Source organism: Acinetobacter sp. WZC-1 (assembly GCF_052544965.1).
This window is the reverse complement of record NZ_CP199370.1, coordinates 2,737,935-2,752,735: the sequence shown is the minus strand read 5'-3', so window position 1 is coordinate 2,752,735 and position 14,801 is coordinate 2,737,935. Positions and strand designations below refer to the sequence as shown.

Genomic DNA, 14,801 nt, shown 5'->3' with positions numbered 1-14,801 from the left:
TTATTCCTTTACAAAAGTGACCAGGCCTTCGGCCAGTGACTCAATCCGTGCCAGTGATTCGACCCGGTAGCCTTGATCCAGTAGCAACTGGCGGCCTGGCTGAAATGATTTTTCAATGACAATGCCAATACCGATCACTTCCGCATTGGCCTGATGAATCAGGTCAGCCAGGCCCAGCGCAGCCTGGCCATTGGCCAGAAAGTCATCAATCACCAGGGCTCTGTCATGTGCGGCGAGGTGCTTCCTGGAAATGGCAATGGTACTTTCGGTCTGTTTGGTGAAAGAAAATACTTTAGAGCGATATAGGTCATCTTTTAGAGTCAGGGATTGGTATTTACGTGCAAAAATAACCGGCACGCCAAGCTCCAGGCCGGCCATCACCGCAGGAGCAATCCCCGATGCTTCGATGGTAATGATCTTGGTAATGCCGGTATTTTTAAAACGACGTGCAAATTCCTGACCAATCTGTTGCATTAATACCGGATCAATCTGGTGGTTTAAAAATGCATCGACTTTCAGAACCTGATCAGATAGGACGATACCTTCATCCAGAATTTTTTGTTCCAGGGCTTGCAAGGGAGAATCCTCCAGGGCGGGGTGCTTTTTCAGGAAAAGCGTATTTTAAAAAGCCCTCGAAAAAATGCAAGTCGAATTTGTACCGGCTACGGATATTTCGCTTAATTTTTATATCCGGTCAGGGACATGCTATATGAGGTTTTTCCATCCTGGTGCGTCATTTTGACTGGCAGATAGTCCAGTTTCGGCGCCAGCCAGAAGACGGAGTTTTTACCGGCTTTATCATGTTTCATGACCACTTTGATGGTATCGAAAGTACCAAAGGCAGTTTTGACCGTTTCATTGCCCTGTTTGACAAATTGTCGGCTCTCCACCTCTTTGGCATCTGCAATCGCATAACCGTTTTTCAATCCACCATTTTTTAAGTCTTCACGGACCTGCAGTTCTGCATTCAGCTCATCCAGTACACCGGCTTGCCACGGAAAAGAACGTGCTTTGTCATCTTTTCGGGTATTGATGGTTTTGGTTGCCGGGTTGAAATTAATGTTCATGGTGCTGTTATGTATCAGCACTTTACTGTTGCGGCTGAAACTATTTGCGCTGATTTTTCCATTGTCAAAGCTGAAACGGCTGGTCTCGCTTGCAGAGGCCAGTGCAGCAGCTTTTGCAGCAAAAACATAAGTCCAGTCATTGCCGTTTTTACTCAGGGTGCGTGTTGCAGAACCTACATTTTTGCCGTTATAGGCAAACTGATAACTGGCCTGAAATGGGCTCATGGCAAGTACATTGCCGGAAACGCCGGCCAATAGCAGGCTTGTCAATATACCGGTCGCCATACGCAGTGTTGTTAAAATATTTTTTGCCATCTGTATATATCCTGTCCTGTGCAATAGCACTGATGTTTTGCAGTCAATGTCTATTATGCCGCTCAAATACGGAGAAAAAATCAGCTTTAAAGTCAAAACTGTATACTTGTGTATCTGTTCTGAGTGGAAAACAGACAGGCGAAAACAGGAGATCAGGCTTGTTTCTGCTGGATTGGCGTGACGGTGGATTCTTCGGTGATGAGCTCACTGTTATCTTCATCATCTTCCTTGAGTGCTGCCCTGGAATTACTGTATTTACCAAAGAGTGCAGTTAAATTGACGTTGCCAATCACCACCAGTTCCGCTTCACGCAGTTCCGCATGATTCACATGGACCTTGCGTAATGTGTCCATAATGGAGCGGTTTTTACCCAGCCAGCGGTTCAGATCCAGATGCAGTAAATCATCTTTGACCTGAATAACCTGGTATTTTTCCAGAACTATGCCCAGTGGATCTTTACGTAATACTTTCTGATAGAAAAACAGGGCACATCTGAAGCCCATTTTCATCCATACATTTTTAAATTGGGCTTCAATCACCTGCGTGTCACTGATCTGTTCAAATACAATCAGCTGCATATCCTTATTCAGCTCCATCTGCAGCAGTTTTAAATCAACAGAAAGAATGGTATACAGCCCTTTCACATTCAGGGTTGCATAGAGTCTGAGCCAGTCATGATGCAGGTCGGCATGCAGATCTTCTAAAATGTTAACGTTATTGGTGACGAAACGTTCAAATGTCGCATTCAGGAAAATCTGGGAAACAGGGAACTCGCGCTCTTCTTCTATGAATCCTTCAGCCTTCTGGTATGCTTGTCGAATACGTCGGGCAATATTGGTAATCAGCATTGGCATAAGTGTTGTTCCGGAGACATCGTGATTTGATCAGGCAGTACTTTTGCCGATTTGTTTAAAATTTTCAAGTCTGGTGATTGCAGTTTAGCAAAATTCCATGCACTATTTTATCAATTTAAAATAACGGTTTCAAAACTTACAGTGGGTCACAGATGAACCGTGAAAATGTCAGAATATAGCTATTTTAAATTATTTTAAATGTTCAGTCCGGGGTGCTTTGTCAGTTTAATGTCATGATAAAAAGTAGAATGAGTGGTCCAGAACAGACAATCCAGTGGTGGCAGGACCCACTGTTTATTGGCGCAGTGCTGGCTGCGGGACTTTTGCATCTTATATTTTTATCATTGCAATTTGCCATGCCCCGGCAGAGTGATGCTGCCAGTAAGGAAATTGCAGTGGCGATTCGCCCGAGTACAGATAAAGTCAGGGACGCTGACTTTCTGGCACAGGCAGATCAGCAGGGTTCGGGAATGTTCAGAAAAATGCATCGGATGTCCAGTGAAATGCCGGCACAGTCTCAGGAGCTGAGTGCTGGAGACCAGCAAATGCAGGCACTGGAAAAAGTACAGCAGCAGCGTGAACTGAAATTTGAAGAAAAAGTACTGATGACGGTGTTGAGTTGGCAGAAACAGGCGGAGCAGAACGAACGGAAAAAGGCCATGGATGAACTGCAGAGTCAGTTTCAGGCCAAAGCTGCCATGGTGGCCAGTCTGGAAGCACAATATCTGCAGAAACAACAGAATTTCAGTCGACAGCAAAAAATTAAAACGGTCGATGGCATTCAGGCCAGACAGGATGCTTCGGCGGGTTATCTGGACAAATTCCGGGAAAAAGTCGAATTATATGGCAACCGCTATTATCCGGAGCAGGCGAAACTTCAGCGGCTGGCAGGTGAGGTCCGGCTGATGGTGATTCTGAACTCATCCGGCGGGATTCGTGCTATTCGTCTACTGGAGAGTTCAGGACATCCCATGCTGGATGAAGCAGCGAAAAATTCAGTGCGCAAAGGCGCACCATTTGGCCGTTTTGACCCGGGAATGAAGGATATTTCCGAATTGCGGATTATTCGGACCTGGCGGTTTGATCCGGCCGAGGCTGAGTTTGAAGTGCATTGATAAATGGATTTTAAGCAGTAATCAATTCATCATCTAAGCATGAGCCTGGTCACGTTCAATATCATCCTGATCATAGGGAAAGACTTTTTCCTGTAAAAGTTAAAGATAAAAATAGCAGGGTTGGACGATCTGTAAAGTGACAATATTTTTGGAGTTTATTTTAATTTTGGGGCTGTATAGGTTCTTAAAACTTCACAGATTTCAACACTAAAGTATTGGTACCATTGACCTTTGCCGAGTTGTTGAGCCACCTGATGTTCAGCATCTTTATGCCAGGCTTGAATACCTTCAAGTGAATTCCAATAAGATAAGGCAATTTCAAAATCATTTTCGGAAATCGCTTCAAATTTCTGACAACTAAATTGAGTTAAGGCTTTTTCATGTAGTTGATTGGCTGTATCAAAGTATTCTTGATCAAGAGATTGTATTTTTGCTTTGAAAATAACGACGTATTTCATATTTTTTAGATTCAGATTTGTATTTGAAGTAGTACTGAATTAGCCCTCTCCCGAAGAAAAGGGATGAGTTTTCATTAAATCAGCTTTCTTTTACAGTATATGGATTTTCAAATCCTAATTTTTTCAAAATCTCTATTTCTAAAGCTTCCATTTCTTCAGCATCTGCATCAGACGTTTCATGGTCATAACCCATCAAATGCAAAGTACCATGTACTAACATATGAGTAAAATGCTCAATCGGTGATTTTTGCTGTTCAATGGCTTCTTGTAAAACCACAGGAGTGCAAATCACCAAATCACCAATCGGCAAAGCATCCAGCATCGGTAAAATTTCTTCTGGAATATCGCTGGGAAATGATAACACATTGGTGGGTTTGTCTTTTTCACGATATTCGAGATTGAGCTTATGACTTTCATCATTGTCGACACAGGCAATCCCGATTTCACAATCTTGATCGACATCGATATAGCGTAAAGTTGTTTCAATGACTTTTTTTAAATAAGCACGTTTGAGCACCAATTCAGGTGCTTCAAACGATTGCTGCAATGACAGACTGAGTTTCAAATCGATTCCTCAGGCATTTCCCTGTTGTCCAGCCTGATGCTGTGCATCGGCAGCGGAATCATTTTCAGAGATCAGTGCGTCCTGGCGGGCTTTGCGTTCAGCGCGCCCTTCGGCACTCAGACGATGTTGTTCACTGTCCCAGCCTTCGTAGGCTTCGACAATTTTCTGTACCAGCTGATGTCGGACCACATCCCGGGAGTGAAAACGGGTGATGTGGATTTCCTTAATCGGTTCCAGTACACGCAGGGCATGAGCAAGACCGGATTGCTGACCACGGGGCAGGTCCACCTGGGTAATGTCTCCGGTAATCACTGCACGGGAACCGAATCCCAGTCGGGTCAGAAACATTTTCATCTGTTCCGGGGTGGTGTTCTGTGCTTCATCGAGAATCACGAAGGCATGGTTCAGCGTCCGGCCACGCATATAGGCCAATGGTGCAACTTCAATAATCTGACGTTCCACCAGTTTTGTGACTTTCTCGAAACCCAGCATTTCGTACAGCGCATCATAAAGCGGGCGCAGATAGGGATCAATTTTCTGGCTTAAATCGCCGGGCAGGAAGCCGAGTTTTTCGCCGGCTTCAACAGCGGGGCGCACCAATAGAATGCGCTGGATTTCATTGCGTTCCAGCATATCCACGGCAGCGGCAACCGCCAGATAGGTTTTACCTGTTCCGGCAGGGCCGATACCAAAGGAAATATCACTTTGCAGAATACGCTGTACATAGCGTTTCTGGTTGGCGCCCCGGGGGTTAATGCGACCCTTACGGGTCTGGAGCCAGACTTCATCAAGACCGGTATGTTCCTGGTCCGGATCAACCTGTAATTCCAGATCGGTCTGGCTGCCCTGAATCATCACATGCAATGTATCTGCGCTGATCTGCTGGGTGTGTTCTGCTTCAGCGTGCAGACGCTGCAACAGACTTTCTGCTCTTTCGACGGCATCAATTTCACCATCGATAAAAAAATTATCCGCCCGCTGGGCGATTTTGACATCTAAACGTTGTTCGATTTGTTTCAGATGATCGTTATAGGCACCCAGCATGCTTTTTAACCGCTCTACTGAAATACCTGGAAAAGCCACTGTACGTCGAATCGCTGCAGTCAAGAGATATCCTTTTTTTAAAAGTTAATTTTATCCCTCTACATTACGCCACGTCAGGCTCCAGATTCAAGAGTTCTCCGTAAACTAAATTCAGGGTCTGAATTGCTGTAATCTCAATGTTTGCAAAGCGTCCGATCCAGTTTGCGTCTCCTGCAAATGTTACTAAACGTGTATTATCTGCTGTTCCGACCAGTAAATCCGGATTTTTCTCTGAGACATTTTCAATCAGCACGCGCTGCGTTGTACCCAGCATGGCATCTGTTTTCTTAATACTGGAGCGTTTGATCCATTGCTGAACTCTGGCCAGCCGTTCTTTTTTCACTGTTTCAGGTGTGTCATCAGCCAGTTCAGCCGCAGGTGTCCCGGGACGTCTGGAATAGATAAAGCTATAGGAGTGATCAAAGTCCAGGTCCTGAATGAAGCGATAGGTTTCTTCAAAGTGTGCGTCCGTTTCTCCCGGGAAACCAATAATAAAGTCGCTGGACAGATGCAGATCCGGGCGGATTTCACGCAGTCGGGAAATTTTGTCAATATATACGTCAATGCTGTGATTGCGTTTCATAGCCTGCAGTACATCGTTTGAGCCACTTTGTACCGGCAGATGCAGATGGGAAACCATTTGTGGCAGATCCCGGTAGCATGTGATCAGCTCATCGGAGAATTCCAGTGGATGTGACGTGGTATAGCGGATACGCCCAATGCCGGGAATTTCAGCGGTCAGCCGCAGTAATTCTGCAAAAGTACAGATGCCGCCTTCAAAGGTTTCGCCGCGGTAACCATTGACGTTCTGGCCGAGCAATGAAATTTCACGCACGCCTTTTTCCGCCAGTCCGGCAATTTCCGCCAGTACATCGTCCAGCGGGCGGGACACTTCTTCACCACGGGTATACGGTACCACGCAGAATGAACAGTATTTTGAGCAGCCTTCCATAATGGAAACAAAGGCCTTGTAGCCTTCGACACGGGGTTCTGGCAGGAAGTCAAATTTTTCAATATCCGGGAAGGAGATATCCACCAGCCGGATTTTTTCCTTTTTCGGTTTTTCAAGCTGATCATGATGCTGATCCAGCATCTGAGGCAGGCGGTGCAGGGTTTGCGGACCGAAAATCATATCCACATAGGGTGCACGTTTCTGGATATTATCGCCTTCCTGAGAGGCCACACAGCCACCGACGCCGATCACCAGCTCCGGATTTTTTTCTTTCAGTTTGCGCCAGCGGCCCAGTTCAGAAAATACTTTTTCCTGGGCTTTTTCACGGATTGAGCAGGTATTCATCAGCAGAATATCAGCTTCGGCGGGATCGGCGGTGAGTACATAACCGTGTGAGTCACCTAAAAGATCTGCCATCCGATGACTGTCATACTCATTCATCTGACACCCCTGCGTTTCGATATACAGTTTTTTGACTGCTGTATCGGCTGGGGTGTGCTGTGGCTGGAGAACAGTTTTTTCTGAGGCAGCTTTGGCACGGGCTGGAATGAAGGTCTGAACCGTCATGAAGGCTCCTGTTGAGATCTAAAGGGGCATATATATTGTTTGAGCTGGGTCAGATTATCGCACAGACTCAATAAAAGCTGCATATTTTACAGTATTTAGTCTCAAAGAAATAATAAATCTCCATACTGTTTTCTGCCGGAAATCAGGAACAAAAAATGTAACTGATTAATGGTGATGAATCATAAGGTTACACAACACAACAGTAGAAATGCGTTAGACTAATTAAACTATATCCAAATCAATACCCATACCGGTAACAGGCAAATGGTCATAGGCACATCATGCAGGATGAAAAAACGGTTGTGAAAAAAAATGTGTTGCAGCAATTAAATCAAAAAAAATTAAGGATTTATTTTTTCAGTCTGATGGCTTGCGGCAGCGTACAGATTTCCCATTCGGCAGAAGAGCAGTTCAATGAAGCATTGCGGGCCGCAGATAATCCGGCATTACTGGAGCAGTACCGGGCTTCCATGCAGAATGATGTGCTTGGTTATTATCCGGCGTACTGGGCCTTAAATTCCAATCTGGGTTTTCAGCCATCGGCCAGTATTACCGCTTTTGCGCAGCGTTATCCCGATTCTGCGATGGCGGAGAAACTGGCGGCCGATTATGTCGAGGAAAAGGTCAAACAGGCTGATTTTGCCAGTGCCCAGCCGGTATTGCCCTATGTGACCAATCCGGATCGGGCTGAAAGCTGTGCAGTGGCTCAGGTGCGTGCCAGAACAGGAGACGCGCTGGTATTTGCAGAGTATAAGGACGTCTGGCTGGCGACTGACTCACAGCCTGAATCCTGTGCAGGTCTGGGCAGAATGATGCTGTCCAGTCCACTGATGACCACGGGAGACCGTCAACAGCGTCTGTATGCACAGCTGCGTGCCGGGCAGGCCGGAGCTGCGATGGCGACAGCACAGAGTCTCGGGCTGAATCTTTCACTGGCGCAGCTGAATCAGATCCAGGCGGGACCATTAAACTATTTGTGGTCTGCGCCTAAAAATAATGTGCAGGATTATGCCTACCTGGTTTTTGCACTCGGTCGTGCAGCAGATAGCGACCTGACTTCTGCCTTGCAGTCGGTGCCTAAGCTGGTACAGGGCGTGCCTGCCGATGTGCAGAAATATATTTATCGGACTGTCGGTTATATCGGCGGAACCACAGTGATGAAAAATAACTTTAACCGTGAAGTGCTGAATAGTTTTGATGCCAGTTACGGGGTGCCTTTCAGCCCGGAAGAGGCTGAGATTTATGCCCGTCAGGCCATCCGCTTTGGTCAGTGGGAAAGTGTGATCCGTGCTGTGGACAGCATGAGCGTGACGCAGAAGCAGGAAGAACGCTGGCAATACTGGCTGGCCCGGGCAATGGAACAGCGTAAGGACAGTCAGTCTGGTAAAGATGCTCAGCAGATCTTTAAACGACTGGCCATGTCCGGTGATGATTACCATAATCTGTTGGCAAAAGACCATCTGGGGCAGCGCTATAATGATTCTCCTGCAAAAGAGCAGCCATCGAGCAGTGATTTACAGCGGCTGGACCAGGACATTCACTTCCGGCGGGCATTTGCCCTGCGTAATATTAATGCGCCGGCAAATTACACCAATCGGGAGTGGAACTGGGCAGTACGACAGGCTTATCTGAAACATGATGATGGTTTGTTATTGGCTGCATCCCGGCGTGCAAGTGATATGGGGTGGTATGATCGTGCCATTTATGCTGCGGAGCGGACCGAAAAGAAACATAATTATCTGTACCGTTATGCAACACCGCATCAGGCAACCGTGGTCAACCACAGCCGTAATGCAGGTATAGACCCGGCCTGGGCATATGGTCTGATGCGCCAGGAAAGCCGATTTGTCGGTTCGGCTCGTTCGCATGTGGGGGCCGGCGGTCTGATGCAGATTATGCCGGGGACCGCGAAACTGATCGCACGGCAAATGGGAGAAACCTATAATCCTGCTGCATTGACTGATGTCAATACCAACATCCGTTATGGGACCTTTTATCTGTCCATGATCCAGAATCAGCTCAGCAACAATCCGGTACTGGCCACGGCAGGATATAACGCCGGTCCGAATCGGGCAAAACGCTGGCAGCCGGATAGTCAGAATCTTTCTGCAGATCAGTATACCGAGTCAATTCCCTTGAATGAAACACGTGATTATGTCAAAAATGTCATGACCAACGCAGCGCATTATGGAATTTTACTGGGGCAGGGGCCTCAGGCCATTGAAAGTCGGATGCCTGTTATTCCTGTGCGTAGTGCACAGTAAGTTTTTTAAATTAAATCAATTCAGTGCCTGAATGAATGAAAGACAGAATATCTCGAAAACTGAACAAAGCCTGGCTGATAGGTGGGGTCGCCTGTGCTGCATTTCCTGTATTGGATGTGCAGGCGAATACTGCCGGAGCACGGTTACAGGGCTATGTCATGCAGGTACAGATGACACCGGCTGTCTGTGCGCTGGATTCAAATAAACGAAAACAGCGTAAATGTCTTGAAGGCTATTCCCTGATTGTGACGGGCTTATCTCCGGAGACCAGTCAGAATGACTGTGCCACGCGTTCCTCTGCGGCACTATCGCCTTTGCAGTCCCGGGTTGTAGCCAAAGTGATGCCTGAAGAAAATGCACGCATACAGCTATGGCACAGTGTTGGAGGCTGTGTTCCCATGAATGCAAGTCAGTATTTCAGAACCGTGACCAATTTTGCGGAAAAACTGAAGATTCCAGCTGATCTGACCGGTTCTGAAAATAAAAACATACAACAGACAGCATTAAGGTCGCAGTTTCTGAAATTGAACCCGGGCATGTCAGGCAACAGTATCCATTTTAATTGCAGTTCCAGCCGTTCCGGTCCCAATACCATACTGACTGAGGTGCAAGTCTGCTATCGGGTGAATGGACGCTACAGGCAGTGTTCAGCACAGGTGGTTTCAAACTGTCCGGATTCCTTCGCAATTCAGGGCGCTTATTGAGCCTTTTTTATTTGTATTTCTCATGACAATTTTGTGGCAATTCATCCTCTTTTACATGCATCTGTCGACGTATTGGAGTACAATCTTTGCCGTTTATGCTAATTCGATTAAATGGAAATTACTGTTTAGTCACATTAACGATCCTCAATTGGAGATAATTACATGAAGCAACCCGTTCGTGTTGCCGTTACTGGCGCTGCAGGTCAAATTGGTTATAGCTTATTATTCCGTATCGCAAGCGGTGAGATGTTAGGTAAGGACCAACCGGTTATTTTGCAAATGCTTGAAATCCCAGTTGAGAAGGCTCAACAGGCGCTGAAAGGCGTGATGATGGAACTTGAAGATTGTGCATTCCCATTACTGGTCGGTATGGTGGGTACAGATGATCCAAACGTGGCATTTAAAGATGCTGACTACTGCTTGCTGGTAGGTGCGCGCCCACGTGGTCCGGGTATGGAACGTGCTGACCTGTTACAGGAAAATGCAAAAATCTTTACTGTTCAGGGCAAGGCCATCAATGATCACGCCAGCCGTGATGTTAAAGTGCTGGTTGTGGGAAATCCTGCCAACACCAATGCCTATATTGCAATGAAATCTGCACCGGACTTAAACCCGGGCCAGTTTACTGCAATGCTGCGTCTGGACCATAACCGTGCGTTAAGCCAGATTGCTGCAAAAACCGGTAAAGCTGTCAAAGACATTAAAAATCTGACTGTATGGGGTAACCATTCTCCAACCATGTATGCAGACTATCGTTTTGCAACCATCAATGGCGAAAGCGTAAAAGACATGATCAATGATCAGGACTGGAACGCCAATGTATTTCTGCCGACAGTCGGTAAGCGCGGTGCTGCAATTATTGAGGCACGTGGTCTGTCGAGTGCTGCTTCTGCTGCGAATGCTGCCATTGATCATATGCGTGACTGGGCATTGGGTACAAATGGCGAATGGGTCACCATGGGTATTCCTTCTGACGGTTCCTATGGAATTCCGGAAGGCGTCATGTATGGTGTGCCTGTGACGTGTGAAAATGGGCGATACACCCGTGTTGAAGGTCTTGAAATTGATGCATTCAGCCGTGAACGCATGGATTCCACTTTAAATGAACTGGAAGAAGAGCGTGCAGCAATTGCTCACCTGTTCAACTGATCTGATTCAGTTACTGCACTGAATTGGATGAGTAAAAAGCACCTCTCAAGAGGTGCTTTTTTTATGCAGAACGTAAAGCAATCAGACAGAGCAGTCTTGAGTGTATTGTTGGGAGAAGTGTTATTGATTTATGGTATTGTCATGCATGATTAAAATTTGAACACAAATTAAAACAACAAAACCGGACTGAAATGCTGTTTTTTTAGTCGGATTTCTTATAACTTAAATGGATGTTGAACAACAGTTTAACTGATAAGGAGAATCTTATGCTCAGGACGAACACTGCATCCATGCAATCACTGTTTGCTCAGCTGGGGCTGCCCAATAGCCTGGCAGCAATTGAACTCTATATACGCACCCATCAGTTACCGGCCAGTCAGTCATTACATGATGCACCCTTCTGGAATAAATCACAGCGGGATCTACTGATCAGTCATCTGATACAGGATGATGACTGGGCCATCTGGATTGATGAGTTAAACCAGCAATTACATCTGGATGCCTGTAAATTCCGTACGGTCTGACCCGGATGCTTTCAGTATTCTTTTCTTTCCTGGACGCAACACTGCATAAAACGACAAACTGAATAAAATGAAGCGCCGTACATAAAAAACTCTCCTGCCACCGGGAGAGTTTTTATGGATTTAATGCAGCCGCTCCTGAATCAGCTGGACAAACCAGGCATCTTCCCTGAAAGCATCAAAGGCAGAGTGTTGTTTCAGTGCGACGGGATCAAACTCTGCAGTCCTGCTGTATTTGGTGAGCCAGTAACGGGTCAGGGCGTTTTCCTGTCTGACCGCACAGGCATAGGCCAGCAGCAGGTAAATATCCCCATGCTCATGGACTGTCATTGGTTTTAGAATCTGTTGGGTAATCAACGCAAAGCGTTGCTCCTGCGTGATTTTAAAATACAGCATATAGGCTCTGGCCAATTGCAGGGATAAATCCACAAACAGGCGTATTGGCATTTCTTCATATTCAAAGCGTGCCTGTTCCAGCAGGACAATACCTTCCTGTAAAAAATGAATCTGTTCCTGGCGTGAATGACTGATGTTGACCAGTTGTAAACGCAGACTGGCGCGCTCCAGTGCAAGTTCAGGTGTGTTGTCTGTCAGATACAACTGGTCTGTTTCGCCAATCCGTGCAATTACCTGTTCAGTATTTTCAAACATAAGCCCTGCCTCGCCTCATTGATGAATATGGCTTTATATGTGGTCAAAAAATGTAATTTAAAGGCAGATCTGCTGTCAAAACAGGGAGCTGCCACTGCGTAACCATGCGGTAATGGATAAGCGTTGATGGCGGGCTTCAATCACTTCGTGCAGTAAATTACTCTGAAACAGGGCAAGACGGTTGGGCTGCGGCTGAATATCATGCCATTGACCCTGTTTATCCTGTAGGTGCAGGGTGCCGCCCCAGTCCTCCTGCCAGTTGTCATGTAGATAATAAACCGTGGAAATGACCCGGTTGTTTTTATGGTGTGGATTATCCCGGTGCCGGGCGTAGAATTCGCCCGGGTGATAGCAGGCAAAATGTGCTTCGACATCCTGAATTCCCAGGTAAAAATACTGATTCAACTGCTGGGACAGTGCTTTTAAAGACTGAATATGTTGTCCGGCCAATGGAAAGCTGTCATTGATCCATAAAATATGATCACTGCGGATATTGCTGACCATGCCATGCTGAATGGCGGCTTGCCGGAAATGACTCAGGCGGGCTGTGCATTCCTGGTTCAGCTGATGCATATAGCTCAGTGAATAGGCATCATCAATGATTGCAACGCCATGCTGCTCCAGTGCTTCAGTGATCTGATCAATATTCCAGCCAGCAGGCAAGAAGGGACCTTCCATAAAATTTCATCAACCGCATAAAAGAAAATTCAGGGATATCTTAGAACAAAGGACAGGCAGTGAAGAATATTTTTTCATGCTAAAATGCAGCTGAATATGAGGAATTAAATTTACAATGAATTATCGTCACCATTTCCATGCCGGCAATTTTGCCGATGTCATGAAGCATGTGCTGTTATTGCAACTTCTGACGCGTTTGAATGCCAAGGATAAACCCTATCGTTATATTGATACACATGGTGGTGCCGGTAAATATGATTTATCCACAGCGGCTGCACAGAAATCAGGTGAGTTTTTAAATGGTATCCATCGGTTGGTCAAACTGAATGATTCAGTTACCCGTCAGGCGCCGGAAGGGGTTCAGCAGTATCTGAAAATTGTGGAGCGGTTACGCAGTGGATCAGGACAGGGCGCATACCCCGGTTCGCCGTGGTTCGCACTGGAAGGTATGCGTGATATCGATCAGGCTACGATTTTTGAAATGCAGCGTGACGTATTTCAGCAGCTGTACATGAATATTCGGGACCGTCGTGCCGGCCTGCATGAGCGTGATGCCTATGAGGGTTTGCTTGGTGTGATTCCACCGAAGGAAAAACGCGGCCTGGTGATGATTGATCCGCCCTATGAACTGGAGCGTAAGGATTTTCCACAGTTGGTTGAACTGCTGGTGGCGGCACATAAAAAATGGCCCACAGGTGTTTTTGCGGTATGGTATCCGATTAAGGATCGCGCCATGATCGAGCGTTTTGAAAAGAAAATGTTTAAAACAGGAATTCGCCGTCAGCTGATTTGTGAAATTTGTGTATGGCCGGATGATACACCGGTCGGATTAAATGGCTGTGGTTTACTGGTAATTAATCCACCGTGGAAATTTTCCGAAGATGCTGATCAGGCATTACAATGGCTCTTTCCACATTTGCGTATGAGTGAAAATGGCGGCCATGCTGCTGTGCGCTGGCTGGTGGGGGAATAAGTCAATGCGCCTGGAGAATCACAGGATCATATATTGGGGTCAGCAGGAATGACAGATACAAACAAACCGCAGGGCGAATCTTCTGTGCATGATGATCACAGTTTTGATGGCATCACCTTTGAGGTGGAAGAAGAGGAACATACCCATGAGGGGGAAAAGGTCAGACGCCGTGGAATTTATCTGTGGCCGAATCTGATTACGACGGCTGCATTGCTGTCTGGTTTTTATTCGATTATTGCCAGTATGAATGGTGATTTTACCCATGCGATTTACGCCATTCTCGTGGCGGCCCTGCTGGATGGGCTGGATGGTCGGGTGGCACGTGCCATTGGTGCGCAAAGTGCTTTCGGTGAACAATTTGATTCACTGTCTGATTTACTTGCCTTTGGTGTCGCTCCGGCAATTCTGATGTACAGCTGGAGCCTGCATGACCTTGGCCGGATCGGGTTGGCCTGCTGCTTTGTCTACACGGCCTGTGCTGCATTCCGGCTGGCGCGTTTTAATGTGCAGATTGGTGTGGTGGATAAACGGTACTTTATTGGTGTTGCAAGTCCATTGGCGGCCATCATCATCATCTCACTGGTTTGGGTGGGACGTGATTTTCCTGAAATTTTTGATTTAAGGGAATTCGGTATTCAGATCGTCAACGCAGTCATTATTGTGGCTGTGGGTTTACTGATGATCTCCAATATGAAATATTATTCATTCAAGCAGGTGGACCGTAAGCGGGTTCCTTTTGCGGTGCTGCCCATTGCCGTTTTTATCCTTGCTGCGATGACCTATAATATCCCTGTGGGCATTCTGGTGATTTCCATCATTTATGCACTTTCAGGATTTGTCACCACATTTTTTGCCAGAAATAAAGTAAAAACATAGAGCATGCAG

16 protein-coding genes are annotated in these 14,801 nt (G+C 46.4%); 7 read left to right on the top strand and 9 right to left on the bottom strand.

Annotated features, from left to right (window positions below):
- The 3 genes from ACT6PV_RS12780 to ACT6PV_RS12770 all read right to left on the bottom strand — a co-directional run bounded on the left by ACT6PV_RS12780 (window position 1) and on the right by ACT6PV_RS12770 (window position 2,236).
- Complete coding sequence (locus ACT6PV_RS12780) at window positions 1-576, bottom strand: xanthine phosphoribosyltransferase (protein ID WP_445116696.1); 576 nt, start codon at window positions 574-576, stop codon at window positions 1-3.
- A 101-nt stretch (window positions 577-677) separates the two neighbouring features.
- Window positions 678-1,382 carry a DUF3108 domain-containing protein gene (locus ACT6PV_RS12775; RefSeq protein WP_445116695.1) on the bottom strand — a complete coding sequence of 235 codons (705 nt, stop codon included), beginning with the start codon at window positions 1,380-1,382 and terminating at the stop codon, window positions 678-680.
- Window positions 1,383-1,534: 152 nt separating this feature from the next.
- On the bottom strand, window positions 1,535-2,236 hold the full coding sequence (locus tag ACT6PV_RS12770) for a hypothetical protein (protein ID WP_445116694.1): 702 nt from the start codon (window positions 2,234-2,236) through the stop codon (window positions 1,535-1,537).
- 233 nt (window positions 2,237-2,469) lie between these two features.
- Between ACT6PV_RS12770 and ACT6PV_RS12765 the strand changes: the two genes are divergently transcribed.
- Window positions 2,470-3,351, top strand: a complete 882-nt coding sequence (locus ACT6PV_RS12765) for a TonB family protein (RefSeq protein ID WP_445116693.1) — start codon at window positions 2,470-2,472, stop codon at window positions 3,349-3,351.
- A 155-nt stretch (window positions 3,352-3,506) separates the two neighbouring features.
- Here the strand turns inward: ACT6PV_RS12765 and ACT6PV_RS12760 are convergent, their stop codons facing one another.
- The 4 genes from ACT6PV_RS12760 to miaB all read right to left on the bottom strand — a co-directional run bounded on the left by ACT6PV_RS12760 (window position 3,507) and on the right by miaB (window position 6,976).
- Entirely contained in the window at window positions 3,507-3,809 is a 303-nt protein-coding gene (locus ACT6PV_RS12760; protein ID WP_445116692.1) for an antibiotic biosynthesis monooxygenase family protein, read from the bottom strand.
- A 79-nt stretch (window positions 3,810-3,888) separates the two neighbouring features.
- A complete protein-coding gene (gene ybeY / locus ACT6PV_RS12755; protein WP_445116691.1) occupies window positions 3,889-4,374 on the bottom strand; it encodes an rRNA maturation RNase YbeY in 486 nt (161 codons plus the stop codon).
- Between the two features lie 9 nt (window positions 4,375-4,383).
- Window positions 4,384-5,481 carry a PhoH family protein gene (locus ACT6PV_RS12750; RefSeq protein WP_445116690.1) on the bottom strand — a complete coding sequence of 366 codons (1,098 nt, stop codon included), beginning with the start codon at window positions 5,479-5,481 and terminating at the stop codon, window positions 4,384-4,386.
- 40 nt (window positions 5,482-5,521) lie between these two features.
- Window positions 5,522-6,976: a tRNA (N6-isopentenyl adenosine(37)-C2)-methylthiotransferase MiaB gene (miaB, locus tag ACT6PV_RS12745; RefSeq protein WP_445116689.1), complete on the bottom strand. Its 1,455-nt coding sequence runs from the start codon at window positions 6,974-6,976 to the stop codon at window positions 5,522-5,524.
- A gap of 365 nt (window positions 6,977-7,341) precedes the next feature.
- Here miaB and ACT6PV_RS12740 point away from each other — a divergent pair, with 365 nt between their 5' ends.
- The 4 genes from ACT6PV_RS12740 (at window position 7,342) to ACT6PV_RS12725 (ending at window position 11,617) form a co-directional block, all read left to right on the top strand.
- Window positions 7,342-9,240: a transglycosylase SLT domain-containing protein gene (locus ACT6PV_RS12740; protein ID WP_445117112.1), complete on the top strand. Its 1,899-nt coding sequence runs from the start codon at window positions 7,342-7,344 to the stop codon at window positions 9,238-9,240.
- Window positions 9,241-9,275: 35 nt separating this feature from the next.
- Window positions 9,276-9,944, top strand: coding sequence for a ribonuclease T2 family protein (locus ACT6PV_RS12735; RefSeq protein WP_445116688.1), 669 nt, complete (start codon window positions 9,276-9,278; stop codon window positions 9,942-9,944).
- Window positions 9,945-10,106: 162 nt separating this feature from the next.
- Window positions 10,107-11,093 (top strand): malate dehydrogenase, encoded by a 987-nt coding sequence (locus ACT6PV_RS12730; protein WP_445116687.1) that lies wholly within the window; start codon window positions 10,107-10,109, stop codon window positions 11,091-11,093.
- Window positions 11,094-11,359: 266 nt separating this feature from the next.
- Window positions 11,360-11,617 carry a DUF2789 family protein gene (locus tag ACT6PV_RS12725; protein WP_445116686.1) on the top strand — a complete coding sequence of 86 codons (258 nt, stop codon included), beginning with the start codon at window positions 11,360-11,362 and terminating at the stop codon, window positions 11,615-11,617.
- A 120-nt stretch (window positions 11,618-11,737) separates the two neighbouring features.
- On the opposite strand, the gene ACT6PV_RS12720 is transcribed toward ACT6PV_RS12725, so the two are convergent.
- Both ACT6PV_RS12720 and ACT6PV_RS12715 read right to left on the bottom strand, forming a co-directional pair.
- Window positions 11,738-12,265 (bottom strand): hypothetical protein, encoded by a 528-nt coding sequence (locus ACT6PV_RS12720; protein WP_445116685.1) that lies wholly within the window; start codon window positions 12,263-12,265, stop codon window positions 11,738-11,740.
- Window positions 12,266-12,340: 75 nt separating this feature from the next.
- Window positions 12,341-12,943: a 2OG-Fe(II) oxygenase gene (locus ACT6PV_RS12715; RefSeq protein WP_445116684.1), complete on the bottom strand. Its 603-nt coding sequence runs from the start codon at window positions 12,941-12,943 to the stop codon at window positions 12,341-12,343.
- 115 nt (window positions 12,944-13,058) lie between these two features.
- On the opposite strand from ACT6PV_RS12715, the gene ACT6PV_RS12710 reads away from it, so the two are divergent.
- On the top strand, window positions 13,059-13,916 hold the full coding sequence (locus ACT6PV_RS12710; RefSeq protein WP_445116683.1) for a 23S rRNA (adenine(2030)-N(6))-methyltransferase RlmJ: 858 nt from the start codon (window positions 13,059-13,061) through the stop codon (window positions 13,914-13,916).
- A gap of 48 nt (window positions 13,917-13,964) precedes the next feature.
- A complete protein-coding gene (gene pssA / locus ACT6PV_RS12705; RefSeq protein ID WP_445116682.1) occupies window positions 13,965-14,792 on the top strand; it encodes a CDP-diacylglycerol--serine O-phosphatidyltransferase in 828 nt (275 codons plus the stop codon).
- Window positions 14,793-14,801: the final 9 nt, after the last annotated feature.

Bases quoted from the DNA above. Each gene is read 5' to 3' on its own strand.
- ACT6PV_RS12775 (WP_445116695.1), bottom strand. From the start codon at position 1,382: ATGGCAAAAAATATTTTAACAACACTGCGTATGGCGACCGGTATATTG.
- ACT6PV_RS12770 (WP_445116694.1), bottom strand. From the start codon at position 2,236: ATGCCAATGCTGATTACCAATATTGCCCGACGTATTCGACAAGCATAC.
- ACT6PV_RS12765 (WP_445116693.1), top strand. From the start codon at position 2,470: ATGATAAAAAGTAGAATGAGTGGTCCAGAACAGACAATCCAGTGGTGG.
- ACT6PV_RS12760 (WP_445116692.1), bottom strand. From the start codon at position 3,809: ATGAAATACGTCGTTATTTTCAAAGCAAAAATACAATCTCTTGATCAA.
- miaB (WP_445116689.1), bottom strand. From the start codon at position 6,976: ATGACGGTTCAGACCTTCATTCCAGCCCGTGCCAAAGCTGCCTCAGAA.
- ACT6PV_RS12740 (WP_445117112.1), top strand. From the start codon at position 7,342: ATGGCTTGCGGCAGCGTACAGATTTCCCATTCGGCAGAAGAGCAGTTC.
- ACT6PV_RS12735 (WP_445116688.1), top strand. From the start codon at position 9,276: ATGAAAGACAGAATATCTCGAAAACTGAACAAAGCCTGGCTGATAGGT.
- ACT6PV_RS12730 (WP_445116687.1), top strand. From the start codon at position 10,107: ATGAAGCAACCCGTTCGTGTTGCCGTTACTGGCGCTGCAGGTCAAATT.
- ACT6PV_RS12725 (WP_445116686.1), top strand. From the start codon at position 11,360: ATGCTCAGGACGAACACTGCATCCATGCAATCACTGTTTGCTCAGCTG.
- ACT6PV_RS12720 (WP_445116685.1), bottom strand. From the start codon at position 12,265: ATGTTTGAAAATACTGAACAGGTAATTGCACGGATTGGCGAAACAGAC.
- ACT6PV_RS12715 (WP_445116684.1), bottom strand. From the start codon at position 12,943: ATGGAAGGTCCCTTCTTGCCTGCTGGCTGGAATATTGATCAGATCACT.
- ACT6PV_RS12710 (WP_445116683.1), top strand. From the start codon at position 13,059: ATGAATTATCGTCACCATTTCCATGCCGGCAATTTTGCCGATGTCATG.
- pssA (WP_445116682.1), top strand. From the start codon at position 13,965: ATGACAGATACAAACAAACCGCAGGGCGAATCTTCTGTGCATGATGAT.